We start from the raw sequence: 20,998 nt of genomic DNA on the forward strand, positions 1-20,998 counted from the left end.
TGGGACCGGGGCAAGGAGATGGCGGGACACCGCCGCTTCACCCTGGCCACGGACATCCAGGTCTACTTCTGCGATCCGCATCAGCCGTGGCAGCGGGGCACGAACGAGAACACCAACGGCCTGCTGCGCCAATACTTCCCCAAGGGCATCAGCCTGGCGGATGTCTCGCAGGCCGAACTGGATGCCGTCGCGCGCCGGTTGAACGAGAGACCACGCAAGACGCTAGGCTATGAAACGCCGGTAGAGCGATATCGACAAACCGTTGCGTTGATCGGTTGAATCCGCGTCCCTTTCTTTTCGAAAAGAAAGGGACCCGCGCGCCAGCGCGGAAAAGGATTCCGGGCTTTCGCGGATGGAAAGCAGGTCCCTCGCCTGGGCTCGGGATGACAGCGAGGCCGGGCTGCCGAGGGCCCGATCGCCCGGTGTCTCGCCCCCTGCGACCGCCGCCCGCTACAGTACCCCGTCGCCCTCCCCGGAATCGCCCGTGAGCAAAGCCCCCGGCAAGCCCGCTGCCAAGTCCCGCACCGCCTACGTCTGCGCCGAGTGCGGCGCCGAGCACGGCAAGTGGCAGGGGCAGTGCGGTGAATGCGGCGCCTGGAACACGCTCACCCAGATCGTGCTGGAAAGCGCGGCGAGCGCGCCGCCGGCCGCGCGCCGCGGCAGCTGGGCGGGACAGGTCGAGCCGCCGAAGATCACCGCGCTGAAGGACGTGCTGCAGCACGAGGACCAGCGCACCACGACCGGCATCGGCGAATTCGACCGCGTGCTCGGCGGCGGTCTCGTCGAGGGTGCGGTGGTGCTGATCGGCGGCGACCCGGGCATCGGCAAGTCGACGCTGCTGCTGCAGGCGCTGGCGAGCATGGCCGGGCGGCTGCCCGCGCTGTACGTCACCGGCGAGGAATCGTTGGCGCAGGTCGCCGGCCGCGCCGCGCGCCTCGGGCTGCCGCTCGATGGTCTGAGCGCGCTGGCCGAGACCGGCGTCGAGCGCATCCTCGAACAGGCCGCGACGATGCGGCCGAAGCTGCTGGTCGCCGACTCGGTGCAGACGCTGTGGACCGAGACGCTGACCGCGGCGCCCGGTTCGGTCAGCCAGGTCCGCGAGAGCGCCGCGCGCCTCGTGCGGTTCGCGAAGGAAACCGGCACCGCGATCTTCCTCGTCGGCCACGTCACCAAGGAAGGCGGCATCGCCGGCCCGCGCGTGCTCGAGCACATGGTCGACGCCGTGCTGTATTTCGAGGGCGACGGCGGCAGCCGCTTCCGCGTGCTGCGCGCATTCAAGAACCGCTTCGGCGCGGTCAACGAACTGGGCGTGTTCGCGATGGGCGACAAGGGCCTGCGCGAGGTCCCGAACCCGTCGGCGATCTTCCTTTCCGGCAGCGGCCACCAGCCGGGCAGCTGCGTGATGGTCACGCGCGAAGGCACGCGGCCGCTGCTGGTCGAGGTGCAGGCACTGGTCGATGCCTCGCCGCTGTCGAATCCGCGCCGCGTGGCGGTCGGCCTCGAACAGAATCGGCTCGCGATGCTGCTGGCGGTGCTGCATCGCCACGGCGGGATCATGGTCGGCGACCAGGACGTGTTCGTGAACGTGGTCGGCGGCATCCGCGTGCAGGAAACCGCGGCCGATCTGCCGGTGCTGCTCGCGGTGCTGTCGTCGCTGCGCGACCGTCCGCTGCCGGAGAAGACCATCGCGTTCGGCGAGGTCGGGCTGTCCGGCGAGATCCGCCCGGTGCCCAATGGCGAGGAGCGGCTGAAGGAAGCCGCGACCCACGGCTTCAAGCGCGCGATCGTGCCGAAGGCCAACGCACCGCGCGCCGGTGCCTACAAGGGCATGGACGTGGTCGCGGTGGAGCGGTTGGCCGACGCGCTGGACGCAGCGGCCGACCGCTGAGCCTCAGTGCCCGCCCGCGGCGGCGGGACCGGCCTTGGCCGAGAACGGCGGCTTCGCGATCCACACGAACAGGATCACGGACAGGAAGATGATCCCGAGCAGGTGGAAGATCTCGTTGAAGCCGATCTGTGCCGCCTGATTGCCGATCATCCGCTCCAGCATCGCCGCGCCGCGCTGCAGGTTGCCGCCGCCGAGCGCCGCGACCTGCGCCATCGTCGCCGGATCTGTTGTCGACACCGCATCCGCGAGCTGCGCGTGATGCACGGCGCTGCGGCTGGTCCACGCATACGTGGTCAGTGATGCCGCGAAACTGCCGCCGAGCGTGCGCATGAAGGTCGCCAGGCCCGAACCCGCGGCGATCTCGTGCGGTTCGAGGTCGGACAGCAGGATCGTCAGCACCGGCATGAAGAACAACGCCACGCCGAGGCCCTGGAACAGCTGCACCATCGCCACCGTGCGGAAGTCGACGTCGAGGTTGAAGTCCGAGCGCGCGAAGCTGGTCAGCGACATCGCCACGAACGCGATGCTGGCGAGGATGCGCAGGTCGAAGCGGCTGGCGTACTTGCCCACGAACGGTGTCAGCAGCACCGGCAGGATGCCGATCGGCGCACTCGCGAACCCGGCCCAGATCGCGGTGTAGCCCAGATTGCGCTGCAACCACAGCGGCACCAGGATGCCGACGCTGAAGAACGCCGCGTACGCCACCACCATCGCCGCGGTGCCGGCGCTGAAGTTGCGGTGGCGGAACAGGCGCAGGTTGACGATGGGATCGCGGTCGGTAAGTTCCCAGATGACGAACACCGCCAGCGAGATCGCGGACACGATCGCGAGCACCACGATCGTGGACGAGTGGAACCAGTCCTCGTCGTTGCCCAGGTCCAGCAGGATCTGCAGCGCACCCACGCCCAGCACCAGCGTGGCGAGGCCGACGTAGTCCATCTTCGGTTTTTCGAGACGCTCCGGCCGGCCCTTGAGCTGCCTGCCGACGGTGAAGCTGGCGAAGATGCCGATGGGAATGTTGATGAAGAAGATCCATTCCCAGCTGTAGTTGTCGGTGATCCAGCCGCCGAGGATCGGCCCGGCGATCGGCGCGACCACCGTGACCATCGCCAGCAGCGCGATGGCCTGTCCGCGCTTGTGCGGTGGATAGATCGACAGCAGCAGCGCCTGCGTCACCGGATACATCGGCCCGGCGACGAAGCCCTGCAGCGCGCGCGCCGCGACCAGCATGCCCATGCTCTCGGCGATGCCGCACAGGAACGACGCGATCACGAACGCCAATGTCGACCACATGAACAGCTTGCGCTCGCCGAAGTGGCGGGTGAGCCAGCCGGTCAGCGGCAGCGCGATCGCGTTGCTCACCGCGAACGAGGTGATGACCCACGTCGCCTGGTTGGCGCTGCCGCCGAGGTTGCCGGAGATGGTCGGCAGCGAGACGTTGGCGATTGTCGTGTCCAGCACCTGCATGAACGACGCCAGCGCCAGGCCGACCGTGGTCAGCGGCACGTTCGCGGGGCGGAAGGGGCCGGCGGCGGCCGGGGCCGGTGCGGCGGGCGCCGCATCGGCATTCGCGGTGGTGGCGCTCATGGCGACGACTTCATCCGGGCGAGGTCGGCGACGGGCTCAGCGGCCGCCGGCGAGGTTCTGGCGCACGATCTTCTCGATCAGCGCGTCGGCGTCGGCCAGTTGCTTGGCGTAGGCCTCGGTGCGCAGGCCCGGCGCCTTCGACGGCGTCGTCGGCAGCACGCCGTTGCCGGCTTCGCGCAGCGAGACGTCGGCGGCCATGCTCATGCCGATGCGCAGCGGATGCTCGGCGAGCTGCTTCGGATCCAGCGCGATCCGCACCGGCACGCGCTGCACGATCTTGATCCAGTTGCCGCTGGCGTTCTGCGCCGGCAGCAGCGCGAACGCGCTGCCGGTGCCCAGGCCAATGCTCGACAGCTTGCCGGTGTAGGTCACGTCGCCGCCGTACAGGTCGGACGTCAGTTCCACCGGCTGGCCGAGGCGCATCTTCGCGAGCTGCGTTTCCTTGAAGTTCGCCTCCACCCAGACCTGCTCCAGCGGCACCACGGTCATCAGCGTGGTGCCCGGCTGCACGCGCTGGCCGAGCTGCACGCTGCGGCGCGCGACGTAGCCGGCGATCGGCGAGACGATCTCGCCGCGTTGCAGGTTGAGGTAGGCCTGGCGCAGCTGCGCGGCGGCGGCCATCACCTGCGGCTGCTTCGCCAGCGTGGTGTCGTCGACCAGCGCGCGATTGCGGGACAACTGGCCGCGCGAGGACGACAGCGCGGCCTCGGCCGCTTCGAGCTGCGCCTTGGCGTGCGCGAGTTCCTCGGCGGAGACGGCGCCGCCGTCGACCAGTCCGCTGCGGCGGGCGACGTCGGCGCGGGCCTGCTTCACCGCGACTTCGCGCGCCTGCAAATCGGCTTCACCGGCCTGGACGGCGTTGAACAGGCCGCGCACTTGGCGCACGGTGCCGGCGAGGTTGGCGACCGCCTGTTCGTAGGCGACTTCGGCGTCGTTGGGGTCGAGCTTCACCAGCACCTGGCCGGCGAGCACGCGGTCGCCGTCGTCGGCGCCGATGGCGACGACCGTGCCCAGCGTCTGCGGCGCGATCGCGACGATGTTGCCCTGCACGTAGGCGTCGTCGGTCTCTTCGTGCCAACGCCCGACCAGCAGGTGCCAGGCGAGGAAACCGAGTCCACCGGCGACGACGAAGGCGCCGAGGATCGTGAGTGCCCGACGCCGCTTGCCGTTCTTCGGCGCGGAGGTCGCGGCGTCGGGGGCGGGATTCATTTCGGTGGTCATGGGGCGGTCCGGGAAGACGTGGAGGACGATTCGGAAGCGGGTTCGGAAGCGGGTTGCGTGGCGGCCGGGGCATCGAGCGACGGCGGTTCCGGCGCGGTCGGGGCGAAGCCGCCGCCGAGCGCGACGGCGAGATCGGCCGCGGCGTTGCGGCGCTCGGCGCGGAGCCCGGCGATCTGGGCGTCGAGCTGGTACACGGGACGTTGCGCGGCCAGCACGTCGAGCTGCGTGCCCAGGCCCGCGCGGCGGCGGGTTTCGGCCAGCGCCTGCGCCTTGCGCGCGGCCTCGCGCGCGTCCGCGAGCGACGCGATCTGCGCGTCGAGCGCACGCGCGGCCTGCAACGCATCGCCGACCTCGCGCAGCGCGCCGACCACGGTCTGGTCGTACTGCGCGTAGGCGAGGTCGGCGTCGGCGTCGGTGGACGCCAACTGCCCGCGAAGGCGGCGGCCGTTGAAGATCGGAAGGCTGATCGCCGGGCCGCCGGTTCCGAAGGCGGCATCGCGGGTGAACAGGTCCGAGAGCTTTCCGGCGGCGATGCCGACCATCGCGGACAGATTGACGCTGGGGTAGAAGTCGGTCTTCGCGGCATCGACGCCCTTCGTCGCGGCCTCGGCTCGCCAGCGCGCGGCGACGACGTCGGGGCGATGGCCCAGCAACTCGCTCGGCACGTCCGACGGCAGCGCGGGCGCATCGACGGCCAGTAGCGCCGGTGGCTGGATCGCCAGCCCGCGATCCGGGCCCTGGCCGGTCAGCGCGGCGAGCGCGTTGCGCAGGGTGTCGATCCGCTGCTGCGCGGCGTCGGCCTGCTGCTGTGCCGCGGCGACGGCGCCTTCGGCCTGACGGGTCTGCACCGCGTTGTCGAGGCCGGCGCGGGCGCGGCGGCGGGCGAGGTCGAGCTGCTGCCGCGCGCGGGCGCCTTCGCGCTCGGCCACGGCCTTGGCGTCGAACGCCTGCGCCAGACCGATGTAGGTGTGCGCGAGGTTCGACGACAGCAGCAGGCGCGCCTGCTGCGCATCGGCCTCGGCGGCGTGGGCGAGGTCGACCGCGGCTTCCCAGCGATCGCGATGGCCGCCCCACAGGTCGGGGGCATAGGCGAACTGGACCATGCCCAGCTCGACGCCCTTGTAGTCGCCGCCGAACGGCGCCGGGATCAGTGTCTGCGGCAGGTAGGCACCGGAGTAGCGCACCGAGCCGGTGGCGCTTGGCTGGCGCGCGGCATCGGCCAGTTCGGCCTGCGCCTGCGCCTTGCGCACGCGGGCATCCGCGGCGGCGAGCGAGGGCGTGCCGGCCAGCGCTTCGGTCATCAACGCGTCGAGCTGCGGGTCGCCCCAGGCATGCCACCAGTCCTGCGTCGGCCAGGCGGCCGGGGACAGGTGGCCGCTGATGCTCTTCGCGACGGCGAGGGAGTCTGGATCGCGCGGGGACGTCTGCGGCGCCAGTCCGTGGGTGCTGGCGCAGCCGGCGAGCACCGCCGCCGCCAGCATCATCGGCACCGGCCGCAGCGCGCGCGTGAGCGAGGAGGAAAGGGAAGTACGCATCTCAGTCTTCACGGGTGAGGTTGTCGCGCACCTGCTGCAGCAGGCGGACGAGGGCGTCCTGTTCGCTGTCGGACAGGCCGGCCATGGCCTGGCTGCGGACGCGCACGCCGCACTGGTGGATGTCGGCCCACATCGCGCGGCCGACGTCGGTGAGCTGCACGCGGAGTGCGCGGCGGTCGGCAGGATCGGCAATGCGGACGGTCAGGCCGCGTTCTTCGAGGCGATCCAGCAGCCGGGTCATCGCGCCGGGGTTGAGTTCGGCCTTGCGCGCCAGCTCACTGGCGCCGGCATCGTCCTCGGCCAACCGCTTGAGGGTGATGTACTGGCTGAAGGTCAGCTCGTGGCCGGCGGCGGCCAGCTCGCGCTCCATGCGCATCCACATGGCGTCGCGGACCTGGCGGAACAGCAGGCCGAGCTGGGTGCCGGGCTCGGCGGGCGGGGGCAGGGTCGGATTCATGGCGGCGAATTTTTGTGTCGCGCGCAATATTTGTCAATGCAAATGTTTACATTGCAAATAGAACGATTCGTCCGGCAATCCGCACGGCCGGGGTGGATGTCCGGCGGCCGCAGACCCGGGCTGCCGGGCCGCGTATCCTGAACCGATCTGATCGGGAGCCCGCCATGAAACGTCTCTTCTCCGCCCTGCGCGGCCTGTTCGGCGGGCGTGGGCCGTCCGATCCCGGCCTGACGCCCGACGCCTTCGCCGACGAGGTCGCCCGGCGGGTGCGCGCGCTGTCGCCGGATCTCGACGTCCGCGTCGTCGGCGAACTGGAGCTGTCGATCGGCCACGGCGATGGCGAGGGGGGCAATCGCGCCTACCTCCACAACGCCTACCGCATGTACCAGGGCGAGGCCCCGGACGCCCGAGACGAGCTGGTCGACCGCTTCGTGCGTTCCTTCGCCGACGCCGCCCGCGGCCTGGAGCCCAGCCGCGACGCGATCATCCCGATCATCAAGGACCGCGGCTGGATGGCCGAGGTCGGCGCGTCGATCCAGGCCATGGGCGGCACGCCGCAGGACAAGGTGCACGAGGACCTCAACGACGACCTGGTCGTGGTCTACGCGCTCGACACGCCCAGCAACATCGCCTACCTGCTGCCCGGCATGCTGGAGGACCTCGGCGTGCAGCGCGAGGAACTGCGCGCGCTGTCCGTGCGCAACCTGCGCGGGCTGCTGCCGGGGATCGAGGTCCACCGCGGGCCGCAGATCAGCATGGTCACCGCCGATGGCAACTACGAAGCCTCGCTGCTGCTGTTCGACGACCTGTGGGCGCGCGAAGCCGAGAAGTTGCGCGGCGCGCCGGTGGCCGCAGTGCCGGCGCGTGACCTGCTGCTGTTCGCCGATGGTGCCGATGCCGAGGCCGTGGCGCAGTTGCGCACGCTGGCGTCGAAGATGCGCGACGACGCGACCTACGCGCTCACCGACCGGCTGTTCATCCGCGAAGGCGAGGGCTGGCGTCCGCTCTGACGGACGCTGCAGTCCGGCATCCGTCGCGCCTACACTGCCCGCATGCACGATCCCGACATGCCCGATCCAGACGCGCCGGCAGAAGGCGGCACCGACGCATCGCCGAAGCCGTCGAAACGCCGTCGTCCCGAGCTCACCCCGCAGCAGCGCGCCCTCGGACTGCTGGTGCGGCGCGAGCATTCGCGCAAGGAGCTGACCCGCAAGCTCGCCGCCCGCGGCGTGGCCAGCGACGAGGCGCAGGCGGCGGTCGCGCGCATGACCGAGGCGGGCTGGCAGAGCGACGAGCGCTTCGCCGAACAGCTGGTCCGCAGCCGCGCGAACAACGGCCAGGGCCCGATCCGCATCCGCGCCGAGCTGGCGATGCATGGCCTCGATCGCGATGCCGTCGCCGCGGCGATGGAGGGCTACGACGGCGACTGGGCCGAGAATGCCCGCGACCTCGTGCGCCGGCGCTTCCCCGGCGGCGCCGACGATCTCGCCGTGCGCCGCAAGGCCGCCGACTTCCTCGTCCGCCGCGGCTTCGACGGCGACCAGATCCGCGCCGCCGTGCGTTTCGACCCGGACGAGGACTGAGTCCGGGGCCCGGCTGCGCTGCCCGGAAGCGGGTGGCGCCTGATAATCTATCGAATCCTGCAACGTTCGCTCGATTCCGCGCCGGCCTCCCGCCGGCCCCGCGGCGCCGGGCCGCACCCGCCATTCGAATCGTCATGAAGACCACCGCCGACAACACCACCGCGAAGATCCGCCGCGATTTCCTCGAATTCTTCCGGTCGAAGGGCCACACCGTCGTGCCGTCCAGCCCGCTGGTGCCCGGCAACGACCCGACCCTGCTGTTCACCAACGCCGGCATGGTGCAGTTCAAGGACGTCTTCCTGGGCGCCGAGAAGCGCAGCTACACCCGCGCGACGTCCAGCCAGCGTTGCGTGCGTGCCGGCGGCAAGCACAACGATCTCGACCAGGTCGGTTACACCGCGCGCCACCACACCTTCTTCGAGATGCTGGGCAACTTCAGCTTCGGCGACTACTTCAAGCAGGACGCCATCGCCTATGCGTGGGAACTGCTGACCAGCGTGTGGCAGCTGCCGAAGGACAAACTGCTGGTCACGATCTACCACACCGACGACGAAGCCTTCGACATCTGGCACAAGCAGATCGGCCTGCCCGCGGACCGCATCATCCGCATCGGCGACAACAAGGGCGCGCCGTACGCCTCCGACAACTTCTGGCAGATGGCCGACACCGGCCCCTGCGGCCCCTGCACCGAGATCTTCTACGACCACGGCGACCACATCGCCGGCGGTCCGCCGGGTTCGCCCGACGAAGACGGCGACCGTTTCATCGAGATCTGGAACAACGTCTTCATGCAGTTCGACCGCCAGCCCGACGGCACGCTGCTGCCGCTGCCGGCGCCGTGCGTCGATACCGGCATGGGTCTGGAGCGCATCGCGGCCGTGCTGCAGCACGTGCACAGCAACTACGAGATCGACCTGTTCCAGCACCTGATCAAGGCCGCGGCCGCGATCACGAATACCGCCGATCTCGAACACAAGTCGCTGCGCGTGATCGCCGACCACACGCGTGCCTGCAGCTTCCTGATCGTCGACGGCGTGCTGCCGTCGAACGAAGGCCGCGGCTACGTGCTGCGCCGGATCATCCGTCGTGCCGTGCGCCATCTCTGGAAGCTGCACGCGCTCGATGCGCAGGGCAATTTCTGGCGCATGGTGCAGCCGCTGATCGAGGTGATGGGCGAGGCCTACCCGGAACTGGTCGAGAAGCGTGCGCTGGTCGAGCGTGCGCTGAAGGCCGAGGAAGCCGCGTTCTCGCAGACCCTCGACGCCGGCATGATGCGGCTCGAAGGCTATCTCGCGCAGAGCGGCGGCCGCATCGACGGCGAACAGTTGTTCCAGTTGCACGATACCTACGGCTGCCCGCCCGACCTGATCGCCGACATCCTGCGCGAGAAGGGGCTGGGCGAGCTGTCAACTGACGTGACCGCCGAGTACGACCGCCTCATGGCCGAGCAGCGCGATCGCGCGCGCAAGGCCGGCAAGTTCGGTGGCGGCATCGTGCTGTCCGGCGAACTCATCGCCCAGCTGACGCCCACCGCCTTCCTCGGCTACGACGCGCTCGATGCCGATGGTCTGGAAGTCGTCGCGCTGCTGAAGGACGGCAAGCCGGTCGACGCGATCACCGCGGGCGATGACGCGATCGTTCTGCTCGATCGCACGCCGTTCTACGCCGAATCCGGCGGCCAGGTCGGCGACACCGGCACGCTGGCGGGCGAGGGCGCGGACTTCGCCGTCAGCGACACCCAGAAGCTGGCCGGCCAGTTCTTCGGCCACGTCGGCACGCTCTCGGCCGGCAGCCTCAAGCGCGGCGACCGCCTCGGCGGCCGCGTCGACGCCGCCCGTCGCGGCGCGATCATCCTCAACCACAGCGCCACCCACCTGCTGCATGCGGCGCTGCGCGGCGTGCTCGGCACCCACGTGACCCAGAAGGGTTCGCTGGTGGCGCCGGACCGCCTGCGCTTCGACTTCGCGCATTTCCAGCCGGTGACGCCGGCGGAGCTGGCCGAGATCGAGCGCCGCGTGAACGCCGAGATCCGCGCCAACAGCGAGGCCGAAGTCCACCAGATGGGCATGCAGGAAGCGCTGGATTTCGGTGCGATGGCGCTGTTCGGCGAGAAGTACGGCGAGCGCGTGCGCGTGCTGCGCATGGGCGACACCTCCACCGAGCTGTGCGGCGGCACCCACGTGCGCCGCACCGGCGACATCGGCGTGTTCAAGATCGTCTCCGAAGGCGGTACCCAGGCCGGCGTGCGCCGGATCGAGGCCGTGACCGGGCAGGGCGCGCTTGACCACATCGCCGACGAAGAGCGCCGCCTGGCCGAGGCCGCGGGCCTGCTGGGCGGCAACAAGGCCGACGTCGGCGACAAGGTGCGCGCGCTGCTGGACCGCCAGAAGAAGCTGGAACGCGAGCTGGAGGCCCTGAAGGCGAAGGCGGCCGGCGCGGCCGTGGCCGACCTGGGCGCCACGGCGGTCGACGTCGGCGGCGTGAAGGTGCTGGCGGCGCGTCTGGAAGGCCTGGATGCCAAGGCGCTGCGCGAGGCCGTGGACCGCCTGAAGGCGGAACTCCGTGACGCAGTCGTGCTGCTGGCCGGTGCAGCCGATGGTAAAGTCGCGCTGATCGCGGGTGTGGGCGGCACGGCGCTGGGCCGGGTCAAGGCCGGTGAACTGCTGGCCCACGTGGCCGGTCGGATCGGGGGCAAGGGCGGTGGCCGTCCCGACATGGCCCAGGGCGGCGGTGAAGACAGCCCCGCACTTCCTGCCGCGCTGGACAGCGTCCGCGACTGGGTCGCGGAGCGGATCGGCGCCTGACCGTGACTTCAGGCGCTTTCCGATGGCGCTTGAATCAGGGTATGCTAATTTATTGCGTTCGTGGCCTGCGCTTCATCCCCGTTCGGTTAGGCCGCGGACAGACATGACAAGAGGGTCGACGAGGGGGACGTCGGCCGATGGAGACATGCAATGCTTATTCTGACTCGCCGGGTTGGCGAAACTCTGATGATCGGAGACACCGTCACCGTGACCGTGCTCGGAGTGAAGGGCAACCAGGTGCGTATCGGCATCACGGCTCCCAAGGACGTGGCCGTGCACCGTGAGGAGATTTACCACCGCATCCAACGCGGCGAAGGACACGGACCGAATTCGGGTTTGCCCCAGGGCGACTGAGTCGTTATCCTTCCCGCGCAGCATCGTGATCGCTGCTGCCGACGGAGAGTTGCCCGAGAGGCCGAAGGGGCTCCCCTGCTAAGGGAGTATGGGGTCAAAAGCTCCATCGAGGGTTCGAATCCCTCACTCTCCGCCACCGTCGCGTTTCCAGATGCACGCATCCGATCCGGTTCATCCGGATCATGTTTCCTCCGCACTGCGGATCGAAAACGAAAGATGTCGTCGGGATACGCGAAAGGGATTGACCAATCCCATCGAGGTTGGCACAATTTCGCTTCTGCTTCACGCGCCCGTAGCTCAGTTGGATAGAGCACCAGGCTACGAACTTGGGGGTCGGAGGTTCGAATCCTTCCGGGCGCGCCATACAAGAGAAAAAAGCCGTCGAGCAATCGACGGCTTTTTTCTTTTCCGGTCTGTTTTTGCAGGGGTTCCAGCCGACTGCGTCGTCGGTCCGCGCGATGCGGCGAAGGTCCGCCGCATCGCTTTCGATGATCGCAAGGCCTCAGTCGAGGAACTGCAGCTTCGCCAGCTCCGCGTACAGGCCGCCCTGCGCAAGCAGGCTCTCGTGCGTGCCTTCGGCGACGATACGGCCCTTGTCCATCACCACGATGCGATCGGCGCGCAGGATCGTCGCGAGACGATGCGCGATCACCAGCGTGGTGCGGCCGCGCATCAGGTTCTCCAGCGCGTGCTGCACGGCGCGTTCGCTCTGTGCGTCGAGCGCGGAGGTGGCCTCGTCCAGCAGCAGGATCGGCGCGTCCTTCAGCAGCGCGCGGGCGATGGCGATGCGCTGCTGCTGGCCGCCGGACAGGCGCACGCCGCGCTCGCCGAGTTCTTCGTCGTAACCGTTCGGCAGCGCCGACAGGAAGTCGTGCGCCTCCGCCGAGCGCGCCGCGGCTTCCACTTCCGCGTCGGTCGCATCCAGCCGGCCGTAACGGATGTTGTCGCGCGCGCTGGCGGCGAACAGCGTGGGCTGCTGCGGCACCAGACCGATGCCTTCGCGCAGCACCAGCGGGTCGCAGTCGCGCACGTCGACGCCGTCGATCCGCACTTGCCCGGACTGCGGGTCGTGGAAGCGCAGCAGCAGCCCGAACACGGTGCTCTTGCCCGCGCCCGACGGGCCGACCAGCGCGACGGTCTCGCCGGGCTTCACGTGCAGGGTGAAATCTTCCAGCGCCGGCGCATCGGGGCGCATCGGGTAGCGGAATTCGACGTGTTCCAGCGCGATCTCGCCGTGCAGCGGCTGCGGCAAGGGCTGCGGGTGTACCGGCGCCACGATGCCCGGCGCTTCGTCCAGCAATTCGCCGATGCGGCTCATGCCGCCGGCGGCGCGCTGCAGTTCGTTCCAGACCTCGGCCAGCGCCGCCACCGAGCCGCCGCCGAACAGCGCGTACAGCACGAACTGGATCAGCGTGCCGGCGGTCATGCGATGGGCGATGACGTCGTGCGCGCCGGACCACAGCACCAGCGTGATCGCGCCGAAGAACAGGATGATGGTCGAGCCGGTCATCAGCGCCTGTGCGCCGATGCGCTTGCGCGCGGTGCCGACGGCGTTGGCGACGGCGCTCACGAAGCGGCCGCGTTCGTAGTCCTCGCGCGCGTGCGCCTGCACCGTGCGCACGGCGCCGAGCGTTTCGGCCGCGAGCGCGTTGGCGTCGGCGACGCGGTCCTGGCTGTTGCGGGCGATCTTGCGGATGCGCCGCGCGCCGATGATCACCGGCAGCACCGCCATCGGGATGCCGACCAGCGCCCAGGCCGCCAGCCGCGGGCTGGTGACGAACAGCATGACCACCGCGCCGATCACGGTGATGCCGCTGCGCAGCGCGATCGACATGACGCTGCCGACGATGTTGCGGATCAGCTCGACGTCGGCGGTGAGCCGTGAGACCAGCTCGCCGCTGCGGTTGCGCTCGTGGAAGCCGGCGTCGAGGCCGATGAGGTGGGCGTACAGCGATTCGCGCAGGTCGGCGACCACGCGCTCGCCCAGCATCGAGACGAAGAAGAAACGGGCGGCGGTGCCCAGCGCCAGCACCAGCGCCACGCCGAAGAGCAGCAGGAACGCGCGGTCGATGTCGCCGGCGCTGCCGCGCTTGAAGCCTTCGTCGATCATGGTGCGGAACGCCACCGGCAGGCTCAGCGACGCGGCGGAGGAGACCGCCAGCGCGGTCAGCCAGCCGACGAAGAGCGCCTTGTGGCGGCGGACGAAGGGCCACAGCGCGCGCAGGCTGCCGAGGGGGGCTTTGGGACGTTCGGACGGTTCGGGTGTGCTCATGCGCTGCGGTCGAGAGAAGGAAGTCCGGGGACGCGCAGCGCCGGCGCTGCGGCGATCACTGCTGGGAGGGGCGAGGCGCCGCGAACCGGATGCGATCCCGTGTGGCGTCGCGGAGCCGGGTTTTCAAGTCGTCGGCGCGATCGGCGGGCAATCGGATCCGCAGCGTCGCGCCATCGGCGTCGAAGGTTTCGTCGAGCTTCTCGGCCCCGAACGCGTTGAGTGCGGCATGCGCGTCGCCGAGGTGGGCGAAGGGGCAGGCGAACGCCAGTTCGGCGAAGGCGACGAGCGGCTGCTTGTCGGCCCGGCGCAGGCATTCGGCCGCCGCACCGCCGTAGGCGCGGACGAGGCCGCCGGCGCCGAGTTTGATCCCGCCGAACCAGCGGGTGACCACCACCAGCACCCGGTCGCAGCCCTGGCCGTCGATCGCGGCGAGGATCGGCCGGCCCGCGGTGCCCGCAGGCTCGCCGTCGTCGCTGGAGCGGTAGGCGTCGCCGATCCGCCACGCCCAGCAGTTGTGGGTCGCGGCCGGGTCCGAGCAGCCGGGCAGGGCCGCCATCGCCGCATCGGCTGACGTGACCGGCAGCGCCTGCGCGAGGAACCGGCTGTGCTTGACCTCGAGCAAGTGCGACGCCGGCCCGGTCAGGGTCTGGAGCGACATGCGCGGCGGGGCCCGGGCTCAGGGCGCGGGCGGCGGCAGCGTGGCCGCGAACTTGCGCAGGTCGTCGGGCAGTTCGACGCCGGGATAGCGGCGGCGGAATTCCTGCAGGCTGTCGGCGGCGGCCGCGGTGTCGCCCTTGGCGAGCAGGGTGCGGATGCGCTGCAGCCAGGCCTGGCGGAAGGCGGGCGAATCGGCCGACACCGGCGGCCGGTCGTCGTAGCGATCGGCTGCGCCGGCGGCCGCGCTCGCCGCCGATGCGGCGGGCTTGTCGGCCGCGGCGGCATTGTCGGCGAGTCCCTGGCTGGCCTGGCGGGCGCGGTCGCGCGCCGGGGCCGACGAGGCCGGGGCCGGCGGCGGGGCGGCGTCCGCCTCGGCCGCGCGATTGGCGGCCTTGGCCTGTTCGCGCCGCTGTTCCAGCGGGGTGCGGGTGTATTCGGCGGCACCGACTTCGGTATCGCGGCCGTCGCCGACCGCGGTGCGCGGCACCTGGGCGCCGGGGACCTCGAGATAGCCTTTCGCCTCGCGGCTCACGCTGATCCCGGCGTCGTGCTCCGCCGGGGACGCCGCTGCCACCGGGGCGGCGGCAGGCGCCGCGGGGAAGGCGGCAGGCGATTGGAGGGCATCGGCACTCTCGAAGCTGCCGCCGGCCGTGTCCATGTCCTGGCGCGCGGCCTTCGCCAGCGCCTGCTGCGGCGCGGGGGCTTCCTCGGCGACGCGGCGCGCGGCGTCACCCTCCAGCGGCGGTGGCGGCGGGGGTGGCTGCACCGGGGCACGGTCGAGCGCGGGGTCGAGGATCACCGCGTCCTCGGCGGCGGCGGGCGCCGACGCCGACATCGACTTGGCGGCTTCGGCCGAACTGCCGTCGCCGTCGCCCTGCAGCTTCCAGCCGATGCCGGCGGCCAGTACCAGCGAGGCGGCCACGCTCAGGCCCAGCGGCCAGCGCGGCACGGTGCGGCGCGGGCGGAACGGAGTGACGGTCGGGGCGGGGGCGGGCGCCGGATCGGGCCTGGCTTCCGGTTTCGCGTCGGCGGCTGCATCGGTTGCGGGCACCGGCGCGGCGGCGAGCACGACCGGCGGTGCCTGGTCCTCGGCCACCGCGGCGCGCGCGGCGGCGAGGATCGCGGCATCGAGCGCGGGCGCGGGCTCGCGCGGCCCGCCCAGGCGCCCGAGGCGCTCGGCGAGCTCGCGTTCTTCCTGCGACAGGGGATCGATGCGGCGGTTCATGGGTTCAGCCTCTGGCGCAGTTTGTCCATCGCGTAGCGCAGGCGCGATTTCACGGTCTCCCGGCCGACGCCGGTGATCTCGCCGATCTCCTCCAGACTCAGATCCTGTTCCAGCCGCAGCAGGACCACTTCCCGCTGTTCTTCCGGCAGTTCGTCCAGCGCCAGTCGCAGGCGCCGGCGTTCCTCGAATTCCGACAACTGCCGCTCAGGGGTGTCGTGATCCGGCACCCGGGCGGCGCGTTCGTCGCCGTCTTCCGGCGCCGGCGGCCGGTGTTGCAGCGCCCGCCAGTGGTCGGCCAGGCGATTGTGCGCGATGCGGTACAACCATGTGCTGAAGGCGGCGTCGGGTTTCCAGCCCTTGCGGGCGGCGATCACCCGCTGCCAGACGTCCTGGAACAGTTCGTCGGCCAGCGCGCCGTTGCCGTGCAACTGGCGCGCGAGGAAGCGGTAGAGCTTGCCGCGATGCCGCTCGTAGAGGCGCGCGAACGCCGCCGCATCGCCCGCCGCGTAGGCGAGCATGAGGCTTTCGTCGCTGACCTCCGCCACATCGTTCATGCGGATCAGGGTAAGCGCTGCCGCCGGCTTCGTGAAGCCCGTCGCGCTTCGCACTGCGCGATGGCGGGAGACGGTGGCGATGGCAGGCTGGGCGGACATGGCGGCGGCCGGGAGGCGGGCGACGGCGGCGGACACCGGTGGAGGCGGGCCGCCGTCGCGCTGCGCTCAGTCGGCGATCATCCCGATCTGCGGCGTGTCGCCAGCGGTGATGCGGCGCGCGGCGTCGACGAGGTCGACGAACTCGGCCCGCAGCTTCCACGGATCGGGTCCGGTGGTCTGGCGTGCGCTGCGGGCGATGTCGTCCCAGGTCCAGCCGTCGATGTTCTTCCCGCCGCGCAGTGCATCGGCGTACGCGGCGACCGTGGCCGCGAAGCGCAGCGCCGGGCTGGGCGCGTGTTTCGCCAGCGCCTGCGCGGTGCTGATCGGCGTCTGGATCAGCCGGCTGGTATCTTCGCCCGGGCGCTTGTAGCGCAGGCGCAGGTGCGCGAGTTCGTTCGCGGCGACGCCGGCCGGTGCGGCCTGCGGCGTGCCGTAGCGCAGCGCGGGCAGGCGCTGGGCGTCGGAACCGACCAGCACGAGTTCGTACAGCGCGGTCACTTCGTGGCCGGCGCCGATGTCGCCGGCGTCGACGCGATCGTTCGCGAAGTCCTCGCGATTGAGCAGGCGGTTCTCGTAGCCGATCAGCCGGTATTCCGCGACCTGCGCCGGGTTGAACTCGATCTGGATCTTCACGTCCTTCGCGATGGTCAGCAGTGTCGACTGCATCTCCTGCACCAGCACCTTGCGCGCTTCCTGCAGGGTGTCGATGTAGGCGTGGTTGCCGTCGCCGACGTCGGCCAGGCGCTCGGCCATGCTGTCGTTGTAGTTGCCCTGGCCGAAGCCGAGCGTGGTCAGCGCGATGCCGCTCTTGCGCTGGTCGCCGACCAGCGTTTCCAGTGCCTTCTGGTCGGTGGTGCCGACGTTGAAATCGCCGTCGGTGGCGAGGATCACGCGGTTCACGCCGTCCTTCACGAACGCCTGCCGCGCGGTCGCATACGCCAGCTGGATGCCGGCGCCGCCGTTGGTGCTGCCGCCGGCGCTGAGGTCGTCCAGCGCGCCGAGGATCTTCGCCTTCTCGCTGCCGGAGGTCGGCGCGAGCACCAGCCCCGCGGAGCCGGCGTAGACGACGATCGACACGCGATCCTGAGGACGCAGCTGTTCGACCAGCCGCGCGAACGACTGCTTCAGCAGCGGCAGCTTGTCCTCGCTCTGCATCGAGCCGGAGGTGTCGATCAGGAACACGAGGTTCGACGGCGGCAGTTCAGCCTTGGGCACGTCGTAGCCCTTGATGCCGATCATCAGCAGCTGGCGCTTGCCGTTCCACGGCGCCGGCGCGATCTCCGTGGTCACGCGGAACGGCGTCGCCAGCGACGACGGGCCCGGATGGCCGTAGTCGAAGTAGTTGATCATTTCCTCGGCGCGGACCGCGTCGGCCGGCGGGCGCACGCCGTCGTGCAGCATGCGGCGCACGTTGCTGTAGCTGCCAGTGTCGACGTCGATGGAGAAGGTGGAGACCGGCGCCTCGGCGACGCGCTTCACCGGGTTGTCGTCGTGCTCGGCGTAGTGCTCGGTGTTCGCGACCGGCTCCTGCGGCATGTTCTGCGGCATCCCGCCGACGGACATCAGTGGTGCGGGCGGCGCCGGAGGCGCCATCGGCGCGGCGACGTAGCCCATGCTCGTGGCGGCGGCAGCGCCGGCGGCCTTGCGTTCCTCCTGCGCGCGGCGGACGCGCGATCCGGTCACCACGACCTTGTCGACCTCCTGGCGCGCCGCGGCTTCGGCGGTGGCGGGCACGGCATCCTGCAGGACGGCGTTGGCGGCGTCGCGATCGTCCTTCGGCGCATCTGCGACGGTGGCGCCGCGGTGGCAGCCGGCGAGGGCAGCGAAGATGCCGGTGGCGAGCAGGGTGACGGTGGCGACGCGGGTGGCGCTGCGGGGCATGGTGGGTCTCCGGGGTGGACGCGGTGAGTGGACGCATCGGCAAACGCCCCATGCCGTGGAACGGGGTTGCGTCGATGCGCACGGATCCTGAACCGGCCGCCGTGCCGGGCGTCGTCGGAACGGGCGCAGCCAAACGAGAACGGGCGGCCGAAGCCGCCCGTTCCGTCGTGCGATCCCGATCGCGGGGCGATCAGAACTTCACGTTCACCTTGCCGTAGAGGAACGTGCCGTTGATGCCGAACGGCAGCGTTTCCCAGCCGTAGGTGAAGCCCAGCTGCGGGAACGGGAAGGCGTTGGTCGGATCCCACTTGTCCGGATAGGTGTCGAACAGGTTGTCGGCACCCACCATCACCCGCACCTTGTCGGTGACGTTCCAGCCCACCGCGGCGTCGAACAGCGTCGCGCCGTCCCACACCTGGCGGTAGCCCGGGGTGAAGCCTTCGCCGGCGACCGAGCCGTAGTAGTTCGCGCGCAGGGTCCAGTCCCACTTGCCGCGGCTCCACACGCCCTGGAAGACGTGGTGGGCGCTGGGCTGGCCGCGTTCGACCAGCGTGACCTGGCTGTCGTCGAACAACTGCGTCGGGGAGAGGATCGGCGACTGCGAACGGCGGTCGGTGACCTCAGTGGTGCCCCAGTGCAGCAGCGCGGTCAGGTCGAGGCGACCGCCGCCGGCTTCGGTGCCGTACTCGCCGACGATGTCGAGGCCGGTGGTGCGGGTGTCGATGGCGTTGGTGAAGAACTGCGCCTGGGCCACGCCGAACGGCTGCAGGATCGCGCGGATCGGGCAGTTGCTGTTGCTGCCGTTGCAGGGCAGGCCGTCGGTGCCCAGCGTTTCCGGCGCGATGTTGCTGGAGAAGATGATGCGGTCGTCGATGTCGATGCGGTACAGGTCGACGGTGAGGCTGGCGTGGTCGTTCGGACGCCAGGTCAGGCCGATCGCGGCGCTCTTGGAGGTCTCGTCCTTCAGCGGGTCGATGCCGAAGGCGCGGGTCACGGCGCTGTCCTGGCGCGCGGTCAGCGTGTCGGCGAGCAGGCCGGTGGCCGGATCGATGTTGGTCGAGCGCTGGCTGTAGAACAGCTGCTGCACGCCTGGCGCGCGGAAGCCGGTGGAGTAGGTGGCGCGCAGGGCGAAGGTGTCGGTGAAGTCGTAGCGCAGCGACAGCTTGCCGGTGGTGGTGGTGCCGAAGTCGGAGTAGTCCTCGAACCGCAGCGCGCCGCCGACCAGGAACTTGCCGCCGAAGCGGGTCTCGGCGTCGGCGTAGAGCGCGTAGTTGTGGCGTCCCTTGTCGACTTCCTCGTTCGGCGAGAAGCCCGGGAAGCCCTGCATGCCCGGCGCGGCGAAGCCGCCGTTCTGGTTGAGGATCGGGATCGCCGGATTGTTGGTGCGGCCGTAGGTGTACGACACCGGGTCGCCGGCCTCGATCGCGTAGTTTTCCTGGCGGTATTCGCCACCGAAGGCGAGGCTCAGCGGCTCGCTGTTGCCGATGTCCACGCTGCCGCGCAGGTCGAGGTTGAGGACGGTCTGGTCGTACTTGAGCGTGCCGGTGTCGGCGGAGGTCGGCGACGTGCCGTAGATGCCGGTGCCGTTCGGTTCGTACCACCAGCTGACGTTGACCGAGTTGCTTTCGTGGAAGCCGAAGCGGTTGCGGCCGTGGTTCAGCGACAGGTCCCAGTCCCAGGTGTCGTTGATCGGAGCGCGGTAGCCGACCGCCAGCGAGGCATCTTCCACCGTGGTGACGATGTTGGGCAGGAAGCCGTTCGGGTACAGGTCCGGCACCGTGCGGCCGTCGCCGGCGCTGCGGAAGAAGCCGTAGGAGCTGCCTTCGCGGCGCGAGTAGCCGCCGAACCAGTACAGCTCGCCGCCGCCGAGGCCGACGCCGCCGTTGAGCCAGAGGTAGGCGTCCTGGGCATCGGCGTCGCCGATGTGCTGGGTCACGCGCGGGCGCGGGACGCGCAGGGTATCCGGGCCGGCGCGGTTGGTCTCGCCGCGGTCGCGGTACTCGGCGGTGAGGTTGATGAAACCGTCGTCGCCCAGCGCGAAGCCCTGGTTGATGCCCGCCGAGTACAGCTCGCCGTCGCCCTCGCGGGTCTGGCCGGCCTGGAACGCGAGCTGGGTCTCCTTCGTCTGCTTCTTCAGCACGACGTTGATCACGCCGGCGATGGCGTCCGAACCGTACTGGGCCGCGGCGCCGTCACGCAGCACTTCGATGCGTTCGATCGCCGACACCGGGATCGCGTTGATGTCGGTGCCCGCCGAGCCGCGGGCGATGGTCTGCTGCACGTTCACCAGCGCCTGCTGGTGGCGGCGCTTGCCGTTGACCAGCACCAGCACCTGGTCCGGGCCGAGGCTGCGCAGCGTGGCCGGGCGGATGATGTCGGTGCCGTCGCTGATGGTGGTGCGCGAGAAGTTGAAACTGGGTTCGAGCGTCTGCAGCAACTGGCCCAGTTCGAGTGCGCCGGTGCGTTCGAGCTGCTCGGCGCGCAGGATGTCGACGGGCGCGGCGGTCTCGGCGGCGGTGCGGTTCTTCGCGCGGCTGCCGAGCACCTGGACGGTGTCCAGCTCGCCGGCGCCGGGGGCATCGGCCTGCTGCGCGTAGGCCGGCATGGCGACGGCCAGCGCGAGCGCGAGGGCGGTGAGGGCGGGGCCGGCGCGGCGCGCGCGCCGGACGGCGAAACGGGGACTGCGTGACTGCATGACGCCTCCTGGATCCATGTCTTGAGGGTGGGTGGAACTTCGGCCGGGCCTGTCCGGGCGCGGTGGCCGGCGGCCCGGGGCCACGAGCGGCGCCACTCATAACATTTTTTTAGCGTTACCGACCGTGTTTCCGTCGCGGTTGGCGGCCGGACCGGCGTTTCGGGCGTCGTCCGGGGGCGTGCGCAG

The 20,998-nt window shown here is 70.5% G+C and carries 16 protein-coding genes and 2 tRNA genes; 8 read left to right on the plus strand and 10 right to left on the minus strand.

Annotated features, from left to right (window positions below):
- Together ACT53R_RS16930 and radA are read left to right on the plus strand one after the other, a co-directional pair.
- A partial coding sequence (locus tag ACT53R_RS16930) for an IS30 family transposase (RefSeq protein WP_476173089.1) occupies nucleotides 1-279 on the plus strand: 279 nt, incomplete at its 5' end.
- 205 nt (nucleotides 280-484) lie between these two features.
- The gene (gene radA / locus ACT53R_RS16935; protein WP_476173090.1) at nucleotides 485-1,888 is read left to right on the plus strand and encodes a DNA repair protein RadA; all 1,404 of its coding nucleotides are present in this window, start codon (nucleotides 485-487) and stop codon (nucleotides 1,886-1,888) included.
- Between the two features lie 3 nt (nucleotides 1,889-1,891).
- Here the strand turns inward: radA and ACT53R_RS16940 are convergent, their stop codons facing one another.
- From ACT53R_RS16940 to ACT53R_RS16955, 4 genes are read right to left on the minus strand one after another with little or no spacing between them, the layout of a single operon-like run.
- Nucleotides 1,892-3,475, minus strand: a complete 1,584-nt coding sequence (locus tag ACT53R_RS16940; protein WP_476173091.1) for a DHA2 family efflux MFS transporter permease subunit — start codon at nucleotides 3,473-3,475, stop codon at nucleotides 1,892-1,894.
- A 36-nt stretch (nucleotides 3,476-3,511) separates the two neighbouring features.
- A complete protein-coding gene (locus ACT53R_RS16945; RefSeq protein ID WP_476173092.1) occupies nucleotides 3,512-4,696 on the minus strand; it encodes an EmrA/EmrK family multidrug efflux transporter periplasmic adaptor subunit in 1,185 nt (394 codons plus the stop codon).
- Nucleotides 4,693-6,231, minus strand: a complete 1,539-nt coding sequence (locus tag ACT53R_RS16950) for an efflux transporter outer membrane subunit (protein ID WP_476173093.1) — start codon at nucleotides 6,229-6,231, stop codon at nucleotides 4,693-4,695. Before ACT53R_RS16950 ends, ACT53R_RS16945 begins: the two co-directional genes overlap by 4 nt.
- 1 nt (nucleotide 6,232) lies before the next feature.
- Nucleotides 6,233-6,688, minus strand: a complete 456-nt coding sequence (locus ACT53R_RS16955; protein WP_476173094.1) for a MarR family winged helix-turn-helix transcriptional regulator — start codon at nucleotides 6,686-6,688, stop codon at nucleotides 6,233-6,235.
- Nucleotides 6,689-6,852: 164 nt separating this feature from the next.
- On the opposite strand from ACT53R_RS16955, the gene ACT53R_RS16960 reads away from it, so the two are divergent.
- The 6 genes from ACT53R_RS16960 to ACT53R_RS16985 all read left to right on the plus strand — a co-directional run bounded on the left by ACT53R_RS16960 (nucleotide 6,853) and on the right by ACT53R_RS16985 (nucleotide 11,792).
- A complete protein-coding gene (locus tag ACT53R_RS16960) occupies nucleotides 6,853-7,698 on the plus strand; it encodes a DUF1444 family protein (protein ID WP_476173095.1) in 846 nt (281 codons plus the stop codon).
- Nucleotides 7,699-7,755: 57 nt separating this feature from the next.
- A complete protein-coding gene (recX, locus tag ACT53R_RS16965; RefSeq protein WP_476173096.1) occupies nucleotides 7,756-8,271 on the plus strand; it encodes a recombination regulator RecX in 516 nt (171 codons plus the stop codon).
- Nucleotides 8,272-8,405: 134 nt separating this feature from the next.
- The gene (alaS, locus tag ACT53R_RS16970; protein WP_476173097.1) at nucleotides 8,406-11,075 is read left to right on the plus strand and encodes an alanine--tRNA ligase; all 2,670 of its coding nucleotides are present in this window, start codon (nucleotides 8,406-8,408) and stop codon (nucleotides 11,073-11,075) included.
- Between the two features lie 150 nt (nucleotides 11,076-11,225).
- Nucleotides 11,226-11,429, plus strand: a complete 204-nt coding sequence (csrA, locus tag ACT53R_RS16975; RefSeq protein ID WP_476173098.1) for a carbon storage regulator CsrA — start codon at nucleotides 11,226-11,228, stop codon at nucleotides 11,427-11,429.
- 43 nt (nucleotides 11,430-11,472) lie between these two features.
- A tRNA-Ser gene (locus ACT53R_RS16980) sits at nucleotides 11,473-11,565 on the plus strand.
- Between the two features lie 150 nt (nucleotides 11,566-11,715).
- A tRNA-Arg gene (locus ACT53R_RS16985) sits at nucleotides 11,716-11,792 on the plus strand.
- A 139-nt stretch (nucleotides 11,793-11,931) separates the two neighbouring features.
- Here the strand turns inward: ACT53R_RS16985 and ACT53R_RS16990 are convergent.
- From ACT53R_RS16990 to ACT53R_RS17015, 6 genes are all read right to left on the minus strand, one after another.
- Nucleotides 11,932-13,701, minus strand: coding sequence for an ABC transporter transmembrane domain-containing protein (locus ACT53R_RS16990; RefSeq protein ID WP_476173099.1), 1,770 nt, complete (start codon nucleotides 13,699-13,701; stop codon nucleotides 11,932-11,934).
- A 55-nt stretch (nucleotides 13,702-13,756) separates the two neighbouring features.
- Nucleotides 13,757-14,359, minus strand: coding sequence for an IMPACT family protein (locus ACT53R_RS16995; protein ID WP_476173100.1), 603 nt, complete (start codon nucleotides 14,357-14,359; stop codon nucleotides 13,757-13,759).
- 18 nt (nucleotides 14,360-14,377) lie between these two features.
- Nucleotides 14,378-15,583, minus strand: coding sequence for a hypothetical protein (locus ACT53R_RS17000; protein ID WP_476173101.1), 1,206 nt, complete (start codon nucleotides 15,581-15,583; stop codon nucleotides 14,378-14,380).
- Entirely contained in the window at nucleotides 15,580-16,137 is a 558-nt protein-coding gene (locus tag ACT53R_RS17005; protein ID WP_476173166.1) for an RNA polymerase sigma factor, read from the minus strand. Before ACT53R_RS17005 ends, ACT53R_RS17000 begins: the two co-directional genes overlap by 4 nt.
- Nucleotides 16,138-16,302: 165 nt before the next feature.
- The gene (locus ACT53R_RS17010) at nucleotides 16,303-18,117 is read right to left on the minus strand and encodes a vWA domain-containing protein (RefSeq protein ID WP_476173102.1); all 1,815 of its coding nucleotides are present in this window, start codon (nucleotides 18,115-18,117) and stop codon (nucleotides 16,303-16,305) included.
- Between the two features lie 190 nt (nucleotides 18,118-18,307).
- Nucleotides 18,308-20,812, minus strand: a complete 2,505-nt coding sequence (locus ACT53R_RS17015) for a TonB-dependent receptor plug domain-containing protein (protein WP_476173103.1) — start codon at nucleotides 20,810-20,812, stop codon at nucleotides 18,308-18,310.
- Nucleotides 20,813-20,998 lie beyond the last annotated feature (186 nt).

The sequence above is a fragment of the Lysobacter sp. DMC104 genome (assembly GCF_056313665.1).

Coding starts and splice junctions, on each gene's coding strand:
- ACT53R_RS16950 (WP_476173093.1), bottom strand. CDS start 6,231: ATGCGTACTTCCCTTTCCTCCTCGCTCACGCGCGCGCTGCGGCCGGTG.
- csrA (WP_476173098.1), top strand. CDS start 11,226: ATGCTTATTCTGACTCGCCGGGTTGGCGAAACTCTGATGATCGGAGAC.
- ACT53R_RS17000 (WP_476173101.1), bottom strand. CDS start 15,583: ATGAACCGCCGCATCGATCCCCTGTCGCAGGAAGAACGCGAGCTCGCC.
- alaS (WP_476173097.1), top strand. CDS start 8,406: ATGAAGACCACCGCCGACAACACCACCGCGAAGATCCGCCGCGATTTC.
- ACT53R_RS16940 (WP_476173091.1), bottom strand. CDS start 3,475: ATGAGCGCCACCACCGCGAATGCCGATGCGGCGCCCGCCGCACCGGCC.
- ACT53R_RS16995 (WP_476173100.1), bottom strand. CDS start 14,359: ATGTCGCTCCAGACCCTGACCGGGCCGGCGTCGCACTTGCTCGAGGTC.
- ACT53R_RS16955 (WP_476173094.1), bottom strand. CDS start 6,688: ATGAATCCGACCCTGCCCCCGCCCGCCGAGCCCGGCACCCAGCTCGGC.
- recX (WP_476173096.1), top strand. CDS start 7,756: ATGCCCGATCCAGACGCGCCGGCAGAAGGCGGCACCGACGCATCGCCG.
- ACT53R_RS16945 (WP_476173092.1), bottom strand. CDS start 4,696: ATGACCACCGAAATGAATCCCGCCCCCGACGCCGCGACCTCCGCGCCG.
- ACT53R_RS16960 (WP_476173095.1), top strand. CDS start 6,853: ATGAAACGTCTCTTCTCCGCCCTGCGCGGCCTGTTCGGCGGGCGTGGG.
- ACT53R_RS16990 (WP_476173099.1), bottom strand. CDS start 13,701: ATGAGCACACCCGAACCGTCCGAACGTCCCAAAGCCCCCCTCGGCAGC.
- ACT53R_RS17015 (WP_476173103.1), bottom strand. CDS start 20,812: ATGCAGTCACGCAGTCCCCGTTTCGCCGTCCGGCGCGCGCGCCGCGCC.
- ACT53R_RS17005 (WP_476173166.1), bottom strand. CDS start 16,137: ATGAACGATGTGGCGGAGGTCAGCGACGAAAGCCTCATGCTCGCCTAC.
- ACT53R_RS17010 (WP_476173102.1), bottom strand. CDS start 18,117: ATGCCCCGCAGCGCCACCCGCGTCGCCACCGTCACCCTGCTCGCCACC.